Here is a 15,445-nt window from a genome sequence, read left to right as displayed (position 1 = left end):
CCCATGCCTTCTGCACCCCGAAACGCCAGGTGGACGTACAACCAATGCCCGCGGTGGACGGTCTCCTGCACACCCGGACTCCATGAGCAGAGCTCCGGTCCCCCGTTCCAGGAGAGCCATGCACATCCGTACGGCCGCGGCCGCCACCGTCGGCAGCCTGATGCTGCTCACCCTCGTCGCACCCCTCGCGCAGGCGGACGAACACAAGGGCGACATCGTCTTCACCTCGGTGACCTTCAGCAAGTCCACGGTCGACGTAGGCATCAGCGCGCCGCAGAAGCTGGCCGTGACAGCCACCGCCAAGGACGACTCCGGCATCAGGAGCATGGCCGGCCTCAAGCTGGTGAGCTCCGACAACCGCATCCAGTACGCGAAGTCGCCGACGTGCACGCGTCCCACGTCGAAGACCATGAAGTGCTCCTGGTCGTACAGCCTGGAGCCCGACCGCACCGACTACGCCGACCTCCGCAACAGTTCGGCCGGCACCTGGCACCTCGACGTGGAGGCCGCCGCCTACGACGGCGACTTCTACACGCTCGACAGCAGCGCCAAGGTGAAGGTCAAGCGCTACGGGAAGCTGGCGACGACCCAGGCGACGCCCGAACCGGTCGTCAAGGGGCGGACCCTGACGGTGACCGGCGCCCTGACCCGAGCCGACTGGAACACGAACACCTACACCGGCTTCGCCGCCCAGAAGGTCGCCCTCCAGTTCAGGAAGTCCGGCGCCTCGACCTACACCACCGTCAAGACGGTGACCACCGACAGCGCCGGCAAGCTGAGGACGACGACCACGGCGAACGCCTCCGGCACCTGGCGCTGGCACTTCGCGGGAACGGGGACGACCGGCTCGGCGACGGCGGCGGGTGACGGGGTCGCACTGAAGTAGGACTCCTCCAACGGCAGCCGCACGCCCGCGCGACCGAGCGACCGAGCGACCTCGCGACCTCGCGACCTCGCGACCGAGGTGCCCTGAAGCAATGTCGCGCGGCGTGCAACCCGCCGTGAGCGTTTGGGAGTACCTACGGGCGGACGTCCAAGCGGCGGCCACCACTCCTGGTGGTCGCCGCAGGCCGGCACGCGGGCCCAGCGCGCCGGCCGTCGACGACCGCCCGGCGTGGCGCCGGGCGGCAGCTCTGAAGGAGAAAACGCTCCGTGGCTCTCAGTTTTGCCAGGAAGGCAGCCATGGCGGCCACCGCGCTCGCCGCGCTCGGAGGCGTCTCGTTCGGCGCCTCCGCGAGCGAGGCGGCGCCGGGCCAGGCCGCCCACCACCGGGCGTCCGCGCCCGCGTCCGTCGCCGCCAAGCGGTCCGCTCCCGCTCACCGGCAGGAGCCGCAGGTGGTCACGCAGGTGATCGGCGGGGGCCGGGTGGACGGGCACCGTTGGTCGGTGGCGCTGGAGTTCCACCCCACCCTGCCCAAGGGCTACACCCCGCCGAAACTCCCCGACGGAACCACGACGCAGGGCACGTCCCTGCTGTGCCAGCGCATGTACATCGGCGGTGTCCGCATCGACCACCAGGGCGGCCCCTGGTCCGACTGCCAAACCGTCACCGGCACCCAGGACCCCGGAGCCTCAGGCGGAATGGGCCTGTGGGGCCTGCACGACAAGGGCGTCAACGGCACCCGCCTCATGGTCTCCACCCCCGAGACCGAGGTCGCCTACGGCGTGGTGTCCCTCTCCGACGGGACCCACGTCAGGGCCACCACCGTCAAGGTCCCCGGCACGACCTACCGCGCCTGGGCCGCCCCCCTCCCCGGCGGAAGACCATCACCACCGTCGACCAGTACGACACCCACGCCAACCGACTCACCCACGACACCTACTGGCGCTGACCGGCCAGACGAAGGACGGGCACCTCCTGCTGTGCAGCCAAGTGACCGCAGGGCCGCGGACAGCGGACCGGACGCGGAGTTCACCCGGTTCGTCGCCGCCCGCTGGCGGGCCCTGACCCACACCGCGTACCTGCTCACCGGCGACTTCCACGAGGCGGAAGACCTGGTGCAGACGACGCTGGCGAAGGTGTACCCGCACTGGCGGCGGCTGGACCCGGAGCGTGCCGAACACTACGTTCGCCGCGCACTGGTCAACACCAACCGCAGCCGGCACCGCCGCCGCAGGATCACCCACCTCCTTCTCCCGGCGCTGCCCGACACCGGCCCCGTCCACGACGACGGGGCCGGTGTCGAAGGCGTGGACGTGTACGACACCCTGGCTCGTGAGCTCGCCGACCTGCCCGAGCGGCAGCGGGCGGTCGTGGTGCTGCGCTACTGCGAGGACCTGTCCGCCGAGGAAGTGGCGGACATCCTCGGCTGCTCGGTCGGCACCGTGAAGAGCCAGGCGTCCCGGGCTCTGGCCAAACTGCGCAACCGGCCGACCCTTGTCTCCAACCACCCGCCCAGCCGCCCCGCAGAGGCACGATGACTCCTGACCACGGCCAAGAAGAGTGGGCGCGCGCCGCCTTCGCCCGGTCACGCGAGACCTACCCCGCGTCCCAGGCCCCCGTCCACCGGATCCTGACCACCGCGCGCACCCGCAGAAAACGCCGTCGTGCCGCGGCTGCCGTGGCGAGCGCCGCCTGCGTCCTCGGCATCGGCCTGACGGCCGCGTTCCTGAGGCCACCGCCCGGTACCGTCGCCCCTGCGCACCGCCCCGCACCCGTCGCAAGCTCACCCGTCAACCCGGCCCCCCACACGGTCAGTACCCGGGTCGCCGAGGGAACGGCGGACGGGCACCGTTGGTCGGTGACACTGGAGTTCCACCGCACCCTGCCCAAGGGGTACACCGCGCCGAAACTCCCCGACGGAACCACGCCACAGGGGACATCCCTGCTCTGTCAGCGCATGTACATCGGCGGCGTCCGCATCGACCACCAGGGCGGCCCCTGGTCCGACTGCCAAACCGTCACCGGCACCCAGGACCCCGGAGCCTCAGGCGGAATGGGCCTGTGGGGCCTGCACGACAAGGGCGTCAACGGCACCCGCCTCATGGTCTCCACCCCCGAGGCCGAGGTCGCCTACGGCATCGTCACCCTCGCCGACGGCACCCACGTCAAAGCCACCACCGTCACGGTCCCAGGCACCACCTACCGCGCGTGGGCCGCACCCGTCCCCAACGGACAGACCATCACCGCCGTCGACCAGTACGACACCGGCGACCACCGACTCACCCACGACACCGACTGGCGCTGACCACCGCCGCCGCACACGTCAACGGCGCTTGCGGATCTCCTGGTACCGCCGCTCGACGTCCGCCATGAACCAGTCGGGCACCTGGGAAGGCTGAGCCGGCAGATCTGCAGTCCGTGCAGAGGACAGCCCCTGAGCCGCACCTTCGTGCCGAGAACGACGGTCACCCCGCGTCTGCCCCTCCGGCAGGTGTCCGTGGCAGGCCGTTGCACCGGTCGGCGACGACCATCGCCACGTCGTCGGCCAGGTCCCCGCCGGTGTGGCGGGTCAACGCCTGGTGCAGTCGCTCCAGGAATTCCGGCGGGGTGGGGCCGGCGCCTATCCCCTCCATGACCTCCGGCAGGGCGAAGAATTCGCCCTCGCGGTTGCGCGCCTCGATCACACCGTCGGTGTACAACAGCAGACGGTCACCGGGGAGGAACTCATAGCTCTCCGGCTTCTCGGGGAGGCCGTCGATGAGGTCTTCGAGGCCGAGCGGCGGCGACTCCAAGCTCGGCGTCAGGGGTGCAGCCCTGCCCTGGTGCAGCAGCATTGGTGGTGGATGTCCACGGTTGACCAGCTGCACGATGGGCTGGTCCGGCACCTGCGCGATGAGGGCCGTGGTGAACCCTTCCAGCAGAACCTCCGGCCCATACGCGTCGGGCAGGGATATCTCCCGTCGCAGGGCAGCCGCACAGCGGTTCATGACCTCCATCAGGTCCTCCTCATAGTGCACGGCTTCCCGGAACGCGCCCAGCGCCACCGCGACGGCTCGCACCGCGGACAGTCCCTTGCCCCGCACGTCCCCGACGATCAGCCGAACGCCGTAGCGGGTCTGCACGGCCTCGTAGAGATCACCGCCCACTCGTGCCCCGGTCCCGGCCGCAAGACATAGGCTGCCGGCCCGCAGCGGGCCCAGGCTTGCGGGCACGGCCCGCAACACGACCTCCTGGGCCGCCACCGCGATGCGGCGGACCCGGTCGAGCTCTCTCTGCCTGCGCTCCTGCATGGCGCGGCTGGTGATGAACCCGGCCACGGAGACCAGAGCCAGAGCCAGGAAGTTGCTGTAGACCTGCGGGGTGCCCCATGCCTCGTTGCGGGTTGCGGTGGTCGCACTGATCGCCAGTGCGAGGGCCGCCGCCGCGGTGGTGCCCTTGGGCCCCAACGTCACTGCGGCCAGGGCCGGGACCGCGGTAAGGAAGGGGCCTGTGTAGATGAAGTGCGCAGGCGTGAGCTCGATGACCAGCACGGCCAGCGCGATGGCGAAGGGCACACACTGCATCAGCGTGAAGAGGACCCGGTGATGACCGCCTGCTCCAGGCCACGCGGGTGAGCGCAAGAGCGACTTCATGCACCAAGCCTGCCTCGCCGGAAGCCACGGCTCCACCCCGGCCGACAGCCCGGACCGCCGAAAGCCGGCGGGGCCCATTCCCACCTTGGGCCCGTCAACGACGAAAGGGCCTGTGATCAGCATTGCTGCTGGTCACAGACCCTTTCGGTCGTGTGGCGGCGCCAGGATTCGAACCTGGGAAGGCTGAGCCGGCAGATTTACAGTCTGCTCCCTTTGGCCGCTCGGGCACACCGCCTGGGATGCTGCCGTTCGAACCGCTTTTCGGCGGTGCTCCGTGGCAACGACGTAAACAATACCCGATGCAGAGGGGTGCTTCGCCACCCGATTGATCTGCACCCGGCGGGTCGCGGGGTGGCTAGGCTGGGGCGGATGCGACCGGCTCCCCGCCGGGCCCGGCGGCCGCCGCCGCGAACGCCGGTACGCACCCGATACGCACCCCGATACAAGGAGCCACAGGACATGGCCGACTCCAGTTTCGACATCGTCTCGAAGGTCGAGCGGCAGGAGGTCGACAACGCCCTCAACCAGGCCGCCAAGGAGATCTCGCAGCGCTACGACTTCAAGGGTGTGGGCGCCTCGATCTCGTGGTCCGGCGAGAAGATCCTGATGGAGGCCAACTCCGAGGACCGGGTCAACGCCGTCCTCGATGTCTTCCAGTCCAAGCTGATCAAGCGCGGCATCTCGCTCAAGGCGCTGGACGCCGGCGAGCCGCAGCTGTCCGGCAAGGAGTACAAGATCTTCGCCTCCATCGAGGAGGGCATCTCGCAGGAGAACGCCAAGAAGGTGGCGAAGATCATCCGTGACGAGGGCCCCAAGGGCGTCAAGGCCCAGGTCCAGGGCGAGGAGCTGCGTGTCAGCTCCAAGAGCCGCGACGACCTCCAGACCGTGATCGCCCTGCTGAAGGGCAAGGACTTCGACTTCGCGCTGCAGTTCGTGAACTACCGGTAGGACCGGTGGGCGACAGGTGACGTGACGGAGGGGGCGGGCACCCGGTGGTGCCCGCCCCCTCCGTCACGTCCGCCCGCAACCGGGCACCCCGCCTCAGTCGCGCGAGTTGCCGAACAGGATCCGGTACAGGATCAGCAGGACGAGGGAGCCGCCGATCGCGGCGGCCCAGGTCGCGCCGTCGTAGAAGTGCTTGCTGACCGGGTGGTCCAGCCAGCGGGCCGAGATCCAGCCGCCGATGAACGCGCCCGCGACGCCGATGAGGGTCGTACCGATGAATCCGCCCGGGTCGCGGCCCGGGAGCAGAAGCTTGGCGATGGCTCCGGCCAGAAGCCCCAGGATGATCCAACCGATGATGCTCATGCCCTGAACCTGCCCTCCCGCGCTGTCCCCGTACTGTCCGGCCTCTGAGAATCCGGTGAGGATCGGCTGTCCGGCGCGCGCGTGTTCATGCTGTGTCGGGGAAGAGGACGTCACCGGTCCCTCGCACGGTTGCGCGCCTCAGTAGGGTGCGGCCCATGACCATCTCCGGCACCGAGCTGCGGCGCACCCTGGGGCTGCGGGACGCCGTCCTCGTCGGTCTCGGTTCGATGATCGGCGCCGGCGTCTTCTCCGCCCTCGGCCCGGCCGCGCGCGCCGCAGGGCCGGGTCTGCTGCTCGGGCTGGCCGTCGCGGCCGTGGTGGCCTACTGCAACGCCATGTCCTCGGCCCGCCTGGCCGCCCTGTATCCGGCGTCCGGCGGGACGTACGTGTACGGCAGGGAGCGGCTGGGCCCGTTCTGGGGCTACCTCGCCGGCTGGGCCTTCGTCGTCGGCAAGACGGCCTCCTGCGCGGCCATGGCGCTCACCGTGGGGGCGTACGTCTGGCCGGGGCAGGCGCACGCGGCGGCGGTGGCGGCCGTGGTGGTCCTGACCGCCGTGAACTACGGCGGCATCCAGAAGTCCGCCTGGCTGAACCGGGTGATCGTGGCCTTCGTGCTCGCCGTTCTCGCCGCCGTGGTGGTGGCGTGCCTGACCTCGCCGGCGGCCGGTGCGGGGCGGCTCGGGATCGGGGTGCCGTCCGGTGCGGGCGGTGTGCTCCAGGCGGCGGGGCTGCTGTTCTTCGCGTTCGCCGGGTACGCCCGGATCGCGACCCTGGGCGAGGAGGTCCGCGATCCCGCGCGCACCATCCCCCGGGCCGTCCCGGTGGCCCTCGGGATCACCCTGGTGGTCTACGCGGCCGTCGCCGTGGCCGTGCTGAGCGTGCTCGGCCCCGGCCGGCTGGGGGACGCCACGGCGCCGCTGGCCGACGCGGTGCGGGCGGCCGGGGCGCCCGGTCTGGTGCCCGTGGTGCGGGTGGGGGCCGCGGTGGCGGCGCTCGGGTCGCTGCTCGCGCTGATTCTCGGTGTGTCCCGCACGACGCTCGCCATGGCCCGCGACCGCCATCTGCCGGGGGCGCTGGCCGCCGTGCATCCGCGGTACCGGATCCCGCACCGGGCGGAGCCGGCCGTCGGCGCGGTGGTCGCCGTGCTGGCCGCGACGGTGGACGTGCGCGGCGCGATCGGCTTCTCCTCGTTCGGCGTCCTGGCCTATTACGCCGTGGCCAACGCCTCCGCCTGGACGCTGAGCCCCGCCGTCCGGTCACGGGTGGTGCCGGCGGTGGGGCTGCTGGGGTGCGCCACGCTGGCGTTCGCGCTTCCGTTGGTCTCGGTCGCCGTGGGGGCCGCGGTGCTGGTCGTGGGTGTGGTGGCCTACGGCGTACGGCGCCGGTGGGCGGGGCGGGGCGCCGACGGCTCCGGCCGGGCCCGGGGGCGGTAGGTCGGCGCCCAGGGGCGGTTACTCAGCGGGCCGCGAACGGCTCGTCCGTGCTGACGATCTCGCGGCCCAGGGGCAGCAGGGAGACCGGGATCAGCTTGAAGTTGGCGATGCCGAAGGGGATGCCGATGATCGTCAGGCACAGGGCGATGCCGGTGGTGATGTGGGCGAGGGCCAGCCACCAGCCGGCGAGGACCAGCCAGAGCACGTTGCCGACGCAGGAGGGCGCGCCCGCGTCCCGGCGCTCGACCGTGGTGTACCCGAAGGGCCACAGGGCGTAGACGCCGATGCGGAAGGAGGCGATCCCGAACGGGATGCCGATGATCGTGACGCACAGCAGGACGCCCGCGAGCAGGTAGGCGAGGAACAGCCAGAAGCCGCTCAGGACGAGCCAGATGATGTTCAGGATGATCTTCACTGGTGTCGACCTGCCATCTTCTCGAGCCGGGCGATGCGGTCCGCCATCGGCGGGTGCGTGGAGAACATCTTCGTCAGTCCCTGACCGGCGCGGAACGGATTCGCGATCATCATGTGGCTCGCGGTCTCGATCCGCGGCTCGGGGGGCAGCGGGAGCTGCTGGGTGCCGACCTCCAGCTTGCGCAGGGCGCCGGCGAGGGCCAGCGGGTCGCCGGTGAGCTGGGCGCCCGAGGCGTCGGCCTCGTACTCCCGGGAGCGGCTGATGGCGAGCTGGATGAGGCTGGCGGCGAGCGGGCCCAGGATCATGATCAGCAACATGCCGAGCAGTCCGGGGCCGTCGTCGTCGTCCGACCGGCCGATGGGGATCAGCCAGGCGAAGTTGACCAGGAACATGATCACCGAGGCGAGGGCGCCGGCCACCGAGGAGATCAGGATGTCGCGGTTGTAGACGTGGCTCAGCTCGTGGCCGATGACCCCGCGCAGCTCGCGCTCGTCGAGCAGGCGCAGGATGCCCTCGGTGCAGCACACGGCCGCGTTGCGCGGGTTGCGGCCGGTGGCGAACGCGTTGGGCGCCTCGGTCGGGGAGATGTACAGGCGGGGCATGGGCTGGCGGGCCTGCGTGGACAGCTCACGGACCATCCGGTACAGCGCGGGGGCCTCGAACTCGCTGACCGGGCGGGCGCGCATCGCGCGCAGCGCCAGCTTGTCGCTGTTCCAGTACGCGTACGCGTTCGTGCCCAGCGCGATCAGGACCGCCACGATCAGTCCCGTCCGGCCGAAGAAGCTGCCGATGACGATGATGAGCGCGGACAGTCCCCCGAGGAGTACTGCGGTCCTGAGCCCGTTGTGCCGGCGGTGCACGGTACGCCCTCCAAGTCGTGCAGCGGGGGAACCCTTTGGTCCAGTGGACCCTCCTGCTCTGGTCAACGCCAGGCGGCGGGCGCGAGTTCCCTGGTGCGTGCGTGGGCACGCGTCGGCCGTAAGGGTGACGTGCTCGTACGTGCTCGTACGGCTGTGCGCGCGTGGGGGCCACGGGTGCCCCACGCGCGTGTGACAAGTCCTCAGAACAGTCCGGTGGCGGCGAAGCGCAGGACCAGCTGGGGCACGCCGGACAGGGCCACGCCGAGGACGCCGGTGAGGGCGAGGGCCGCGGTGAGGGGCGCGGGGACCGGGTGGCGTGCGGGTTCGCCCTCGGGGGCGCGGAAGAGCAGGGCCGCCCACTGCAGGTAGTAGAAGAGGGCGATCACGACGTTGACGGCCATGACCACGGCGAGCCAGCCCAGACCCGCGTCGACGGCCGTGGAGAACACGGTGACCTTGGCGAACAGGCCGATGACGCCCGGCGGCAGTCCGGCGAGGCACAGCAGGAAGAAGGCCAGCAGCAGCGCCGTGACGGGGTTGGTGGCGTACAGGCCGCGGTAGTCGCTGATCCGGTTGAGGGACTTCGACCGGCCGACCACGGCGGCCACGGCGAACGCGCCGAGGTTCACGGCGGCGTACATGAGGGCGTAGGCGACCGTGGACCCGATCGCCTTCTGGCCGTCCCTGACGTACCCGGCGGCGGCGATGGGCACCAGCAGGTAGCCGGCCTGGCCGACGGAGGACCAGGCGAGCAGCCGTACGGCGCTGTACGCGCGCGTGGCCTGCTGGCGCAGGGCGCCGACGTTGCCGACGGTCATGGTCAGGGCGGCCAGGGCGGCGAGCGCGGGCCCCCAGACGTCGGCGTACGACGGGAAGGCGAGGACGGTGACGAGGATCAGGCCGGAGAAGCCGACCGCCTTGCCGACGACCGACAGGTAGGCGGCGATGGGCAGCGGCGCGCCCACGTAGGTGTCGGGCACCCAGAAGTGGAAGGGGACGGCGGCCGTCTTGAAGGCGAAGCCGACGAGGGTGAGGACGACGCCGGTCTGGGCGAGGGTGTGGAGCTGTCCGTCGACGTGCTGGATCCGCTGGGCGACCTGGGTGAGGTAGAGGGTGCCGGTGGAGGCGTAGACGAAGCTGACGCCCATGAGGCTGACCGCGGTGGCGGTGACCGAGGACAGGAAGAACTTCAGGGCCGCCTCGGCGGACCGCTTGTCGCCGTGCCGGATGCCGACGAGGGCGAAGGCGGGCAGGGAGGCGACCTCCAGGGCGACGATCAGGGTGGCCAGGTCGCGGGAGGCGGGCAGCAGGGCGGCGCCGGCCGCGGAGGAGAGCAGCAGGAACCAGAACTCCCCCGCCGGGACGCGCCGGTGCTCGTCCTGGACGTTCGTGACCGACAGCAGGGCCGCGAGCAGGGCGCCGCCGAGGACGAGGAACTGGATGACGAGCGTGAAGTGGTCGGCGGTGTAGCTGCACACGCGCGCGTTCCCGGGCAGGCAGAAGGTGCTGCGGTCGCCGTCCAGGAGCGGCAGCAGGGTCAGCGCGGCGACGGCCAGGCCGGCGACGGATACCCAGCCGAGCAGCGGCTTGCGCGCCGCGGGCACGAACAGGTCGGCGACCAGCACCGCGAGGCCGACCAGGGCGGTGACGGTGGGGGGCGCGATCGCGAGCCAGTCGACGGACTGGACCGCCGACGGGACCGCGGACTCGGCCAGGGGCTGGGCCAGGACGCTCATCGGGTGCCTCCTGCGAGGAGCTGCTGCACGGCCGGGTCGGTCAGGCCGAGCAGCGCCCTCGGCCACAGTCCGGCGAGGACGGTGAGGGTGACGAGCGGGGTCCAGGCCGCGAACTCGTAGCCGTGCACGTCGGCGAGGCGGGGGGCTTCCTGCGGCACGTCGCCCATGCAGACCCGGCGGACCACGACGAGCATGTACGCGGCGGTCAGCAGGGTGCCGAAGGCGCCGATCGCCATGAAGGTGAGGAACGCGGGGCGGCTGAGGCCGGCCCCGGGCTCGAACGCGCCGAACAGGGAGAGCATCTCGCCCCAGAACCCGGCGAGTCCGGGCAGGCCGAGGGAGGCGACGGCGGCGAAGGCGAGCAGTCCGCCGAGACGTGGGGCCTTGCCGTAGAGGGCGGCGCCGGTCTCCTCGGCGAGGGTGTCGAGGTCGGTGCTGCCCGTACGGTCCTTGAGCGCGCCGACCAGGAAGAACAGCAGGCCGGTGATGAGGCCGTGGGCGATGTTCGCGAACAGGGCGCCGTTCACACCGGTCGGGGTCATGGTGGCGATGCCCAGCAGGACGAAGCCCATGTGACCGACGGAGGAGTAGGCGATGAGCCGCTTGAGGTCGCCCTTGGCGCCCCGCTTGGCCAGGGCCAGGCAGGCCAGGGAGCCGTAGATGATCCCTACGACGGCGAACGCGGCGAGGTAGGGGGCGAAGGTGTGGAAGCCGTCCGGCGCGACGGGCAGCAGGATGCGGACGAACCCGTACGTGCCCATCTTCAGCAGGACGCCGGCGAGCAGCACGGAGCCGACGGTCGGGGCGGCGGTGTGGGCGTCGGGCAGCCAGCTGTGCAGCGGCCACATCGGCGTCTTGACCGCGAGCCCGAGACCGATCGCCAGAACGGCGATGACCTGCACGGATGTGGTCAGCGACCGGCCGTTGTCAGTGGCGAGTGCCACCATGTCGAACGTGCCCGCCTTGATTCCGATCAGGAGCAGGCCGAGCAGCATGACGACGGAGCCGAGCAGCGTGAACAGGATGAACTTCCACGCGGCCCGGGTCCTGCCCTCGCCGCCCCAGCGGGCGATGAGGAAGTACATGGGGATGAGCACGGTCTCGAAGGCGAGGAAGAACAGCAGCAGGTCGAGGACGGCGAAGGTGGCGAGGGTGCCGGTCTCGAGCAGGAGCAGCAGCGCGACGAAGGCCTTCGGGGACGGGCCCTTGGGCGGCTTGAAGTAGGAGTAGAGCGCGCAGAGGAAGGTCAGCAGCGCGGTCAGGACCAGAAGGGGGAGGGAGATGCCGTCGATGCCGAGGTGGATCCGCACGTCGAGTGCGGGGATCCAGCTGATGTCGGTCGTGGCCTGCATCTTCGACGGATGGTCGTGGTCGAAGCCGAGCGCGAGGACGATCGCGGCGGCGAGGATCACGCCGGTGACGGTCACGCCGTGCCGGAGCACGGCCTGCGCGGGTGACTTCCCCTTCAGCCCGGGCGGGGCGGGCAGGAGGGCGGCGACGGCGCCGAGGAGCGGGCCGACGACGACGAACGCCAGAAGGAACTGCATCACGGACTCGCTGATATCGATCACGCCTGCTCACGCTCCCGTGGCGACGAGGAGGACGGCGACCGCCAGGACGACGGTGCCGGCGAGCAGCGCGCTCACATAGGTCTGCACATTGCCGGTCTGCGCACGGCGTACGGCGGCCCCGAGCAGTCGGGGCAGGGCGGCCGCACCGCGCACGTAGGTGTCGACGACCTCGCGGTCGAGGAACTGGACGAGGCTCGCCGCGGCCCGGACCGGGCGGACGAACAGTGCCGAGTACACGGCGTCCAGGTGGAAGCCGGCGGCCGCGTGCCGGTGCAGCGGGCCGAGCAGCAGCCGGCCGGGGTCGGCCGGGTCGGGTGCGTAGGCGATGTCGCCGTAGGCGGGTTCGTGGGTGGCGATGGCCTCCGCCTCGACCAGCCCGGCGTCGCCCTCGGGGTGGGCGGCGACCGCGCCCAGCGGGACCCGGGCGGCGAGCGGGCTGGTGCGCTGCCAGACGCCGTAGGTGACGAGCCCGCCGACCACGGCGAGGCCGGTGCCGAGGATCGAGGTGGTGAGGGTCGGGGTCAGGTCGTGGCCGTCGAACCAGCCGGGCAGCGAGCGGTAGGCGAGCCCGCCGAAGGCGAGGGAGGGCACGGCCAGGACCCACAGCACCACGGTCATGGTCAGCGGCTGGCGACCGTGGTCGGGTGCCTCGGCGCCTCGGCCGTGGAAGGCCAGCAGCCACAGGCGGGTGGCGTAGGCGGCCGTCAGCAGGGCGGTGAGCAGGCCGGCGACCAGGACGAGCCAGCCGGCGGCGCCGGGGGCGTGGGCGGTGTGCCCGGCGGCCACGTGCTCGGCGGCGCCGAGGACGGACTCCTTGGAGAAGAAGCCGCTGAAGGGAGGGATCGCGGCGAGCGCGAGGAGCGCCACGGTCATCGTCCAGTAGGCGTCCGGGACGCGGTCGCGCAGATGGCTCATGCGGGACATGGCGGCCAGCGAGTTGGTGCCGGCGGCGTGGATGATCACGCCGGCGGCGAGGAACAGCAGCGCCTTGAAGGCGCCGTGGGACAGGAGGTGGAAGACGGCGGCGCCGCGTTCGCCGACGGCGAGGGCGCCGGTCATGTAGCCGAGCTGGCCGATGGTCGAGTAGGCGAGGACGCGTTTGATGTCGTCCTGGGCCAGGGCGGCCAGGCCCGAGCCGGTCATGGTCACGGCGGCCATCACGGCGAGGACCACCATCGCGGCCTGGGAGGCCTCGAACACCGGGAGGAGGCGGGCGACGAAGTAGACACCGGCGGCGACCATCGTCGCGGCGTGGATCAGCGCCGAGACGGGGGTCGGGCCCGCCATCGCGTCGGGGAGCCAGGTGTGCAGCGGGAACTGTGCCGACTTGCCGGCCACGCCCGCGAGCAGCAGCAGGGCGACCAGGGTCGGGTGGTGGAGTCCGCCGCTCGCCACGGTGGCGAGGACGCGGGGGATGTCGAAGGACCCGGCGTCGGTGCCCAGCGCGAACAGGCCGATGAGGAAGGGCACGTCGCCGAGCTTGGTGACGAGGAAGGCCTTGAGGGAGGCGGCGCGGGCCTCGGGGGTCTCCCAGTAGTGGCCGACCAGGAAGTAGGAGCAGATGCCCATGACCTCCCAGCCGACCAGCAGCACGATCAGGTCGCCCGAGTAGACGACGAGGAGCATCGCGGAGGTGAACAGGGAGACGAGGGCCGCGTAGGAGGGGTAGCGCGGGTCGTCGCGCAGGTAGCCGGTCGAGTAGATCTGCACGCAGGTCGCGACGAAGGCGACGAGGACGGCGACGAGCGCGGCGAAGCCGTCGATGTCCAGGGCGAGGTCGATCGGGACCGAGCCCGTGGGCGTCAGTTCGGTCTGGGCGTGGAGGGCCGGGCCGCCGCCCTGGCGTGCGGCGACCGTCGCGGCGAGCGCGAGCGCGGCGAGGGCCGGCAGTACGGCGAGCGGGCGGACGAATCCGGGCGCGGTGCGGCCCAGGAGGAGTCCGGCGGCGGCGCCCAGGAACGGCAGAAGGGGGACGAGTACGGCGAGGGTGGTCGTGGTCACGCGGTGGCCTCAGCCTTCTCGGCCGCGGAGGTGCCGGTGCCGGGGCCGTCGGTGTCGTCGCCGTGGCCCTCGGCGGTGTCGCGGAGTCGGTCGATGTCGGAGGTGCCGCGGTTGCGGTGGACGGCGAGCACGATGGCCAGGCCGATGCCGATCTCGGCGGCGGCGATGGCGATGGTGAACAGGGTCAGCGCCTGACCGGAGTGCAGGGTGTCCCGGGCGGCCCGGCTGAGCCAGACGTCGAAGGCGACCAGGTTGAGGTTGACGGCGTTGAGCATCAGCTCGACCGACATCAGGACCAGGATCGCGTTGCGGCGGGCGAGGACGCCGTACAGGCCGGTGCAGAAGAGGAGGGCGGAGAGGACGGCGGGATAGGCGAGGTGCATCAGCGGGCGCCTTCCTTCGCGCCGGGGCGGGCCGCGGGTGCGTCCGCGGTGCCCGGGGCGCCGGCGGCCTCGGCGCCGCTCGCGGGGTCCGCCTGGGCCTCCGCCTTCGCCTTGCGGGACAGGACGATCGCGCCGACCAGGGCGGCGAGCAGGAGCACGGAGAGGGCCTCGAAGGGCAGGACCCAGTTCCGGAAGAGGCTCTCGCCGGTGACGCGGGTGGTGCCGGCGGCCGGGCCGCCCAGGTCGATCCAGGTGGTGCGGAACGCGTCGACGACCACCCAGACCAGGGCGACGGCGGCGGCCAGCGCGACGGCGAGGGCCGCCCACCGGTTGCCGGAGTCCGCGTCCGGGGACCGCCCGATGGGGGCGCGGGTGAGCATCAGGCCGAACAGGAGGAGGACGACGACGGAACCCACGTAGATGAGGACCTGCACCCAGGCGATGAACTCCGCCGTGAGCAGCAGGTACTCGACGGCGAGGCCGCCGAGCGCGACCACCAGCCACAGCGCGGCGTGCACCAGCTGCCGGGTGGTGACCGTGACGAGCGCGGCGCCGAAGGTGACCAGGCCGACGAGCAGGAAGGCGATCTCGACGCCGGTCGGCGAGAGGAAGCCGTGCTGGGCCGAGGCGAGATCGAGGCCGAGGCTGTGCCGGGCTGCGGCGGGGCTCATGCCTCACCGCCCTGCTGCGGCTCGGCCTGCGCGGCCGCCAGCTTCTCGGCGGTCTTGCGGGCGGCGGCGATCTCCTTGGGTTCCTCCGCGCCGGCGTCCAGGGCGGGCGGGGCGGGGACCGTCCACATCCACTCGCGGAGCTTGTCCCGCTCGTGGGTGAGTTCGCGGATGTCGGTCTCGGCGTACTCGAACTCCGGCGACCAGAACAGCGCGTCGAAGGGGCAGACCTCGATGCAGATACCGCAGTACATGCACAGGGAGAAGTCGATGGCGAACCGGTCGAGGACGTTGCGGCTGCGCTCGCGTCCGCCGGGGGCGGCGGGCGGGACGGTCTCCTTGTGGGAGTCGATGTAGATGCACCAGTCCGGGCACTCCCGGGCGCACAGCATGCAGACCGTGCAGTTCTCCTCGAAGAGGCCGATGACGCCGCGGGTGCGGGGCGGCAGTTCGGGCAGGACGTCCGGGTACTGCTCGGTGACCGTCTTCTTCGTCATCGTGCGCAGGGTGACGGCCAGGCCCTTGGCGAGGCCGGAGCCGGGGATGGGGGACATG

15 protein-coding genes and 1 tRNA gene are annotated in these 15,445 nt (G+C 71.6%); 5 read left to right on the top strand and 11 right to left on the bottom strand.

Features of this window, described 5'->3' with window-relative positions:
• The first annotated feature begins 118 nt into the window (after positions 1-118).
• The 3 genes from PV343_RS15730 (at position 119) to PV343_RS15720 (ending at position 3,188) form a co-directional block, all read left to right on the top strand.
• Complete coding sequence (locus PV343_RS15730; RefSeq protein WP_319147528.1) at positions 119-886, top strand: calcium-binding protein; 768 nt, start codon at positions 119-121, stop codon at positions 884-886.
• Between the two features lie 266 nt (positions 887-1,152).
• Complete coding sequence (locus PV343_RS15725) at positions 1,153-2,421, top strand: SigE family RNA polymerase sigma factor (protein ID WP_319147527.1); 1,269 nt, start codon at positions 1,153-1,155, stop codon at positions 2,419-2,421.
• Entirely contained in the window at positions 2,418-3,188 is a 771-nt protein-coding gene (locus PV343_RS15720; RefSeq protein WP_319147526.1) for a hypothetical protein, read from the top strand. The genes PV343_RS15725 and PV343_RS15720 overlap by 4 nt, the downstream gene beginning before the upstream one ends.
• Positions 3,189-3,348: 160 nt before the next feature.
• Here the strand turns inward: PV343_RS15720 and PV343_RS15715 are convergent, their stop codons facing one another.
• Both PV343_RS15715 and PV343_RS15710 read right to left on the bottom strand, forming a co-directional pair.
• Entirely contained in the window at positions 3,349-4,446 is a 1,098-nt protein-coding gene (locus PV343_RS15715) for a PP2C family protein-serine/threonine phosphatase (protein WP_319147525.1), read from the bottom strand.
• 222 nt (positions 4,447-4,668) lie between these two features.
• Positions 4,669-4,750: transfer RNA gene (locus tag PV343_RS15710), tRNA-Tyr, on the bottom strand.
• Positions 4,751-4,974: 224 nt separating this feature from the next.
• On the opposite strand from PV343_RS15710, the gene PV343_RS15705 reads away from it, so the two are divergent.
• Positions 4,975-5,463 (top strand): YajQ family cyclic di-GMP-binding protein, encoded by a 489-nt coding sequence (locus tag PV343_RS15705; protein ID WP_020941614.1) that lies wholly within the window; start codon positions 4,975-4,977, stop codon positions 5,461-5,463.
• A 93-nt stretch (positions 5,464-5,556) separates the two neighbouring features.
• Here PV343_RS15705 and PV343_RS15700 read toward each other — a convergent pair whose 3' ends face one another.
• Positions 5,557-5,823 carry a GlsB/YeaQ/YmgE family stress response membrane protein gene (locus PV343_RS15700; RefSeq protein WP_020941613.1) on the bottom strand — a complete coding sequence of 89 codons (267 nt, stop codon included), beginning with the start codon at positions 5,821-5,823 and terminating at the stop codon, positions 5,557-5,559.
• A 155-nt stretch (positions 5,824-5,978) separates the two neighbouring features.
• Between PV343_RS15700 and PV343_RS15695 the strand changes: the two genes are divergently transcribed.
• Complete coding sequence (locus tag PV343_RS15695) at positions 5,979-7,256, top strand: APC family permease (protein ID WP_319147524.1); 1,278 nt, start codon at positions 5,979-5,981, stop codon at positions 7,254-7,256.
• Between the two features lie 22 nt (positions 7,257-7,278).
• On the opposite strand, the gene PV343_RS15690 is transcribed toward PV343_RS15695, so the two are convergent.
• The 8 genes from PV343_RS15690 to PV343_RS15655 form a co-directional block, all read right to left on the bottom strand.
• Positions 7,279-7,671, bottom strand: coding sequence for a YccF domain-containing protein (locus tag PV343_RS15690; protein WP_319147523.1), 393 nt, complete (start codon positions 7,669-7,671; stop codon positions 7,279-7,281).
• Positions 7,668-8,531: a zinc metalloprotease HtpX gene (htpX, locus tag PV343_RS15685; RefSeq protein WP_319147522.1), complete on the bottom strand. Its 864-nt coding sequence runs from the start codon at positions 8,529-8,531 to the stop codon at positions 7,668-7,670. The genes PV343_RS15690 and htpX overlap by 4 nt, the downstream gene beginning before the upstream one ends.
• A 200-nt stretch (positions 8,532-8,731) precedes the next feature.
• Positions 8,732-10,267 (bottom strand): NADH-quinone oxidoreductase subunit N, encoded by a 1,536-nt coding sequence (locus PV343_RS15680; protein WP_319147521.1) that lies wholly within the window; start codon positions 10,265-10,267, stop codon positions 8,732-8,734.
• A complete protein-coding gene (locus PV343_RS15675; protein ID WP_319147520.1) occupies positions 10,264-11,838 on the bottom strand; it encodes an NADH-quinone oxidoreductase subunit M in 1,575 nt (524 codons plus the stop codon). The genes PV343_RS15680 and PV343_RS15675 overlap by 4 nt, the downstream gene beginning before the upstream one ends.
• Before the next feature lie 6 nt (positions 11,839-11,844).
• Positions 11,845-13,839 (bottom strand): NADH-quinone oxidoreductase subunit L, encoded by a 1,995-nt coding sequence (locus tag PV343_RS15670; RefSeq protein WP_319147519.1) that lies wholly within the window; start codon positions 13,837-13,839, stop codon positions 11,845-11,847.
• Positions 13,836-14,222, bottom strand: coding sequence for an NADH-quinone oxidoreductase subunit NuoK (nuoK, locus tag PV343_RS15665; protein WP_020941605.1), 387 nt, complete (start codon positions 14,220-14,222; stop codon positions 13,836-13,838). Before nuoK ends, PV343_RS15670 begins: the two co-directional genes overlap by 4 nt.
• Complete coding sequence (locus PV343_RS15660) at positions 14,222-14,893, bottom strand: NADH-quinone oxidoreductase subunit J (protein WP_319147518.1); 672 nt, start codon at positions 14,891-14,893, stop codon at positions 14,222-14,224. Before PV343_RS15660 ends, nuoK begins: the two co-directional genes overlap by 1 nt.
• Positions 14,890-15,444 (bottom strand): NADH-quinone oxidoreductase subunit I, encoded by a 555-nt coding sequence (locus PV343_RS15655; protein WP_317444844.1) that lies wholly within the window; start codon positions 15,442-15,444, stop codon positions 14,890-14,892. Before PV343_RS15655 ends, PV343_RS15660 begins: the two co-directional genes overlap by 4 nt.
• Position 15,445: the final 1 nt, after the last annotated feature.

It is taken from the genome of Streptomyces sp. WI03-4A, assembly GCF_033792105.1.
Lineage (GTDB): Bacteria > Actinomycetota > Actinomycetes > Streptomycetales > Streptomycetaceae > Streptomyces > Streptomyces collinus_A.
Note: the sequence above shows the minus strand (reverse complement) of the source record. Positions and strands in the feature narration are given on the sequence as shown.

Coding starts and splice junctions, on each gene's coding strand:
- PV343_RS15730 (WP_319147528.1), top strand. CDS start 119: ATGCACATCCGTACGGCCGCGGCCGCCACCGTCGGCAGCCTGATGCTG.
- PV343_RS15655 (WP_317444844.1), bottom strand. CDS start 15,444: ATGTCCCCCATCCCCGGCTCCGGCCTCGCCAAGGGCCTGGCCGTCACC.
- PV343_RS15705 (WP_020941614.1), top strand. CDS start 4,975: ATGGCCGACTCCAGTTTCGACATCGTCTCGAAGGTCGAGCGGCAGGAG.
- PV343_RS15715 (WP_319147525.1), bottom strand. CDS start 4,446: ATGCAGTGTGTGCCCTTCGCCATCGCGCTGGCCGTGCTGGTCATCGAG.
- PV343_RS15680 (WP_319147521.1), bottom strand. CDS start 10,267: ATGAGCGTCCTGGCCCAGCCCCTGGCCGAGTCCGCGGTCCCGTCGGCG.
- PV343_RS15700 (WP_020941613.1), bottom strand. CDS start 5,823: ATGAGCATCATCGGTTGGATCATCCTGGGGCTTCTGGCCGGAGCCATC.
- PV343_RS15660 (WP_319147518.1), bottom strand. CDS start 14,893: ATGAGCCCCGCCGCAGCCCGGCACAGCCTCGGCCTCGATCTCGCCTCG.
- PV343_RS15695 (WP_319147524.1), top strand. CDS start 5,979: ATGACCATCTCCGGCACCGAGCTGCGGCGCACCCTGGGGCTGCGGGAC.
- PV343_RS15720 (WP_319147526.1), top strand. CDS start 2,418: ATGACTCCTGACCACGGCCAAGAAGAGTGGGCGCGCGCCGCCTTCGCC.
- nuoK (WP_020941605.1), bottom strand. CDS start 14,222: ATGCACCTCGCCTATCCCGCCGTCCTCTCCGCCCTCCTCTTCTGCACC.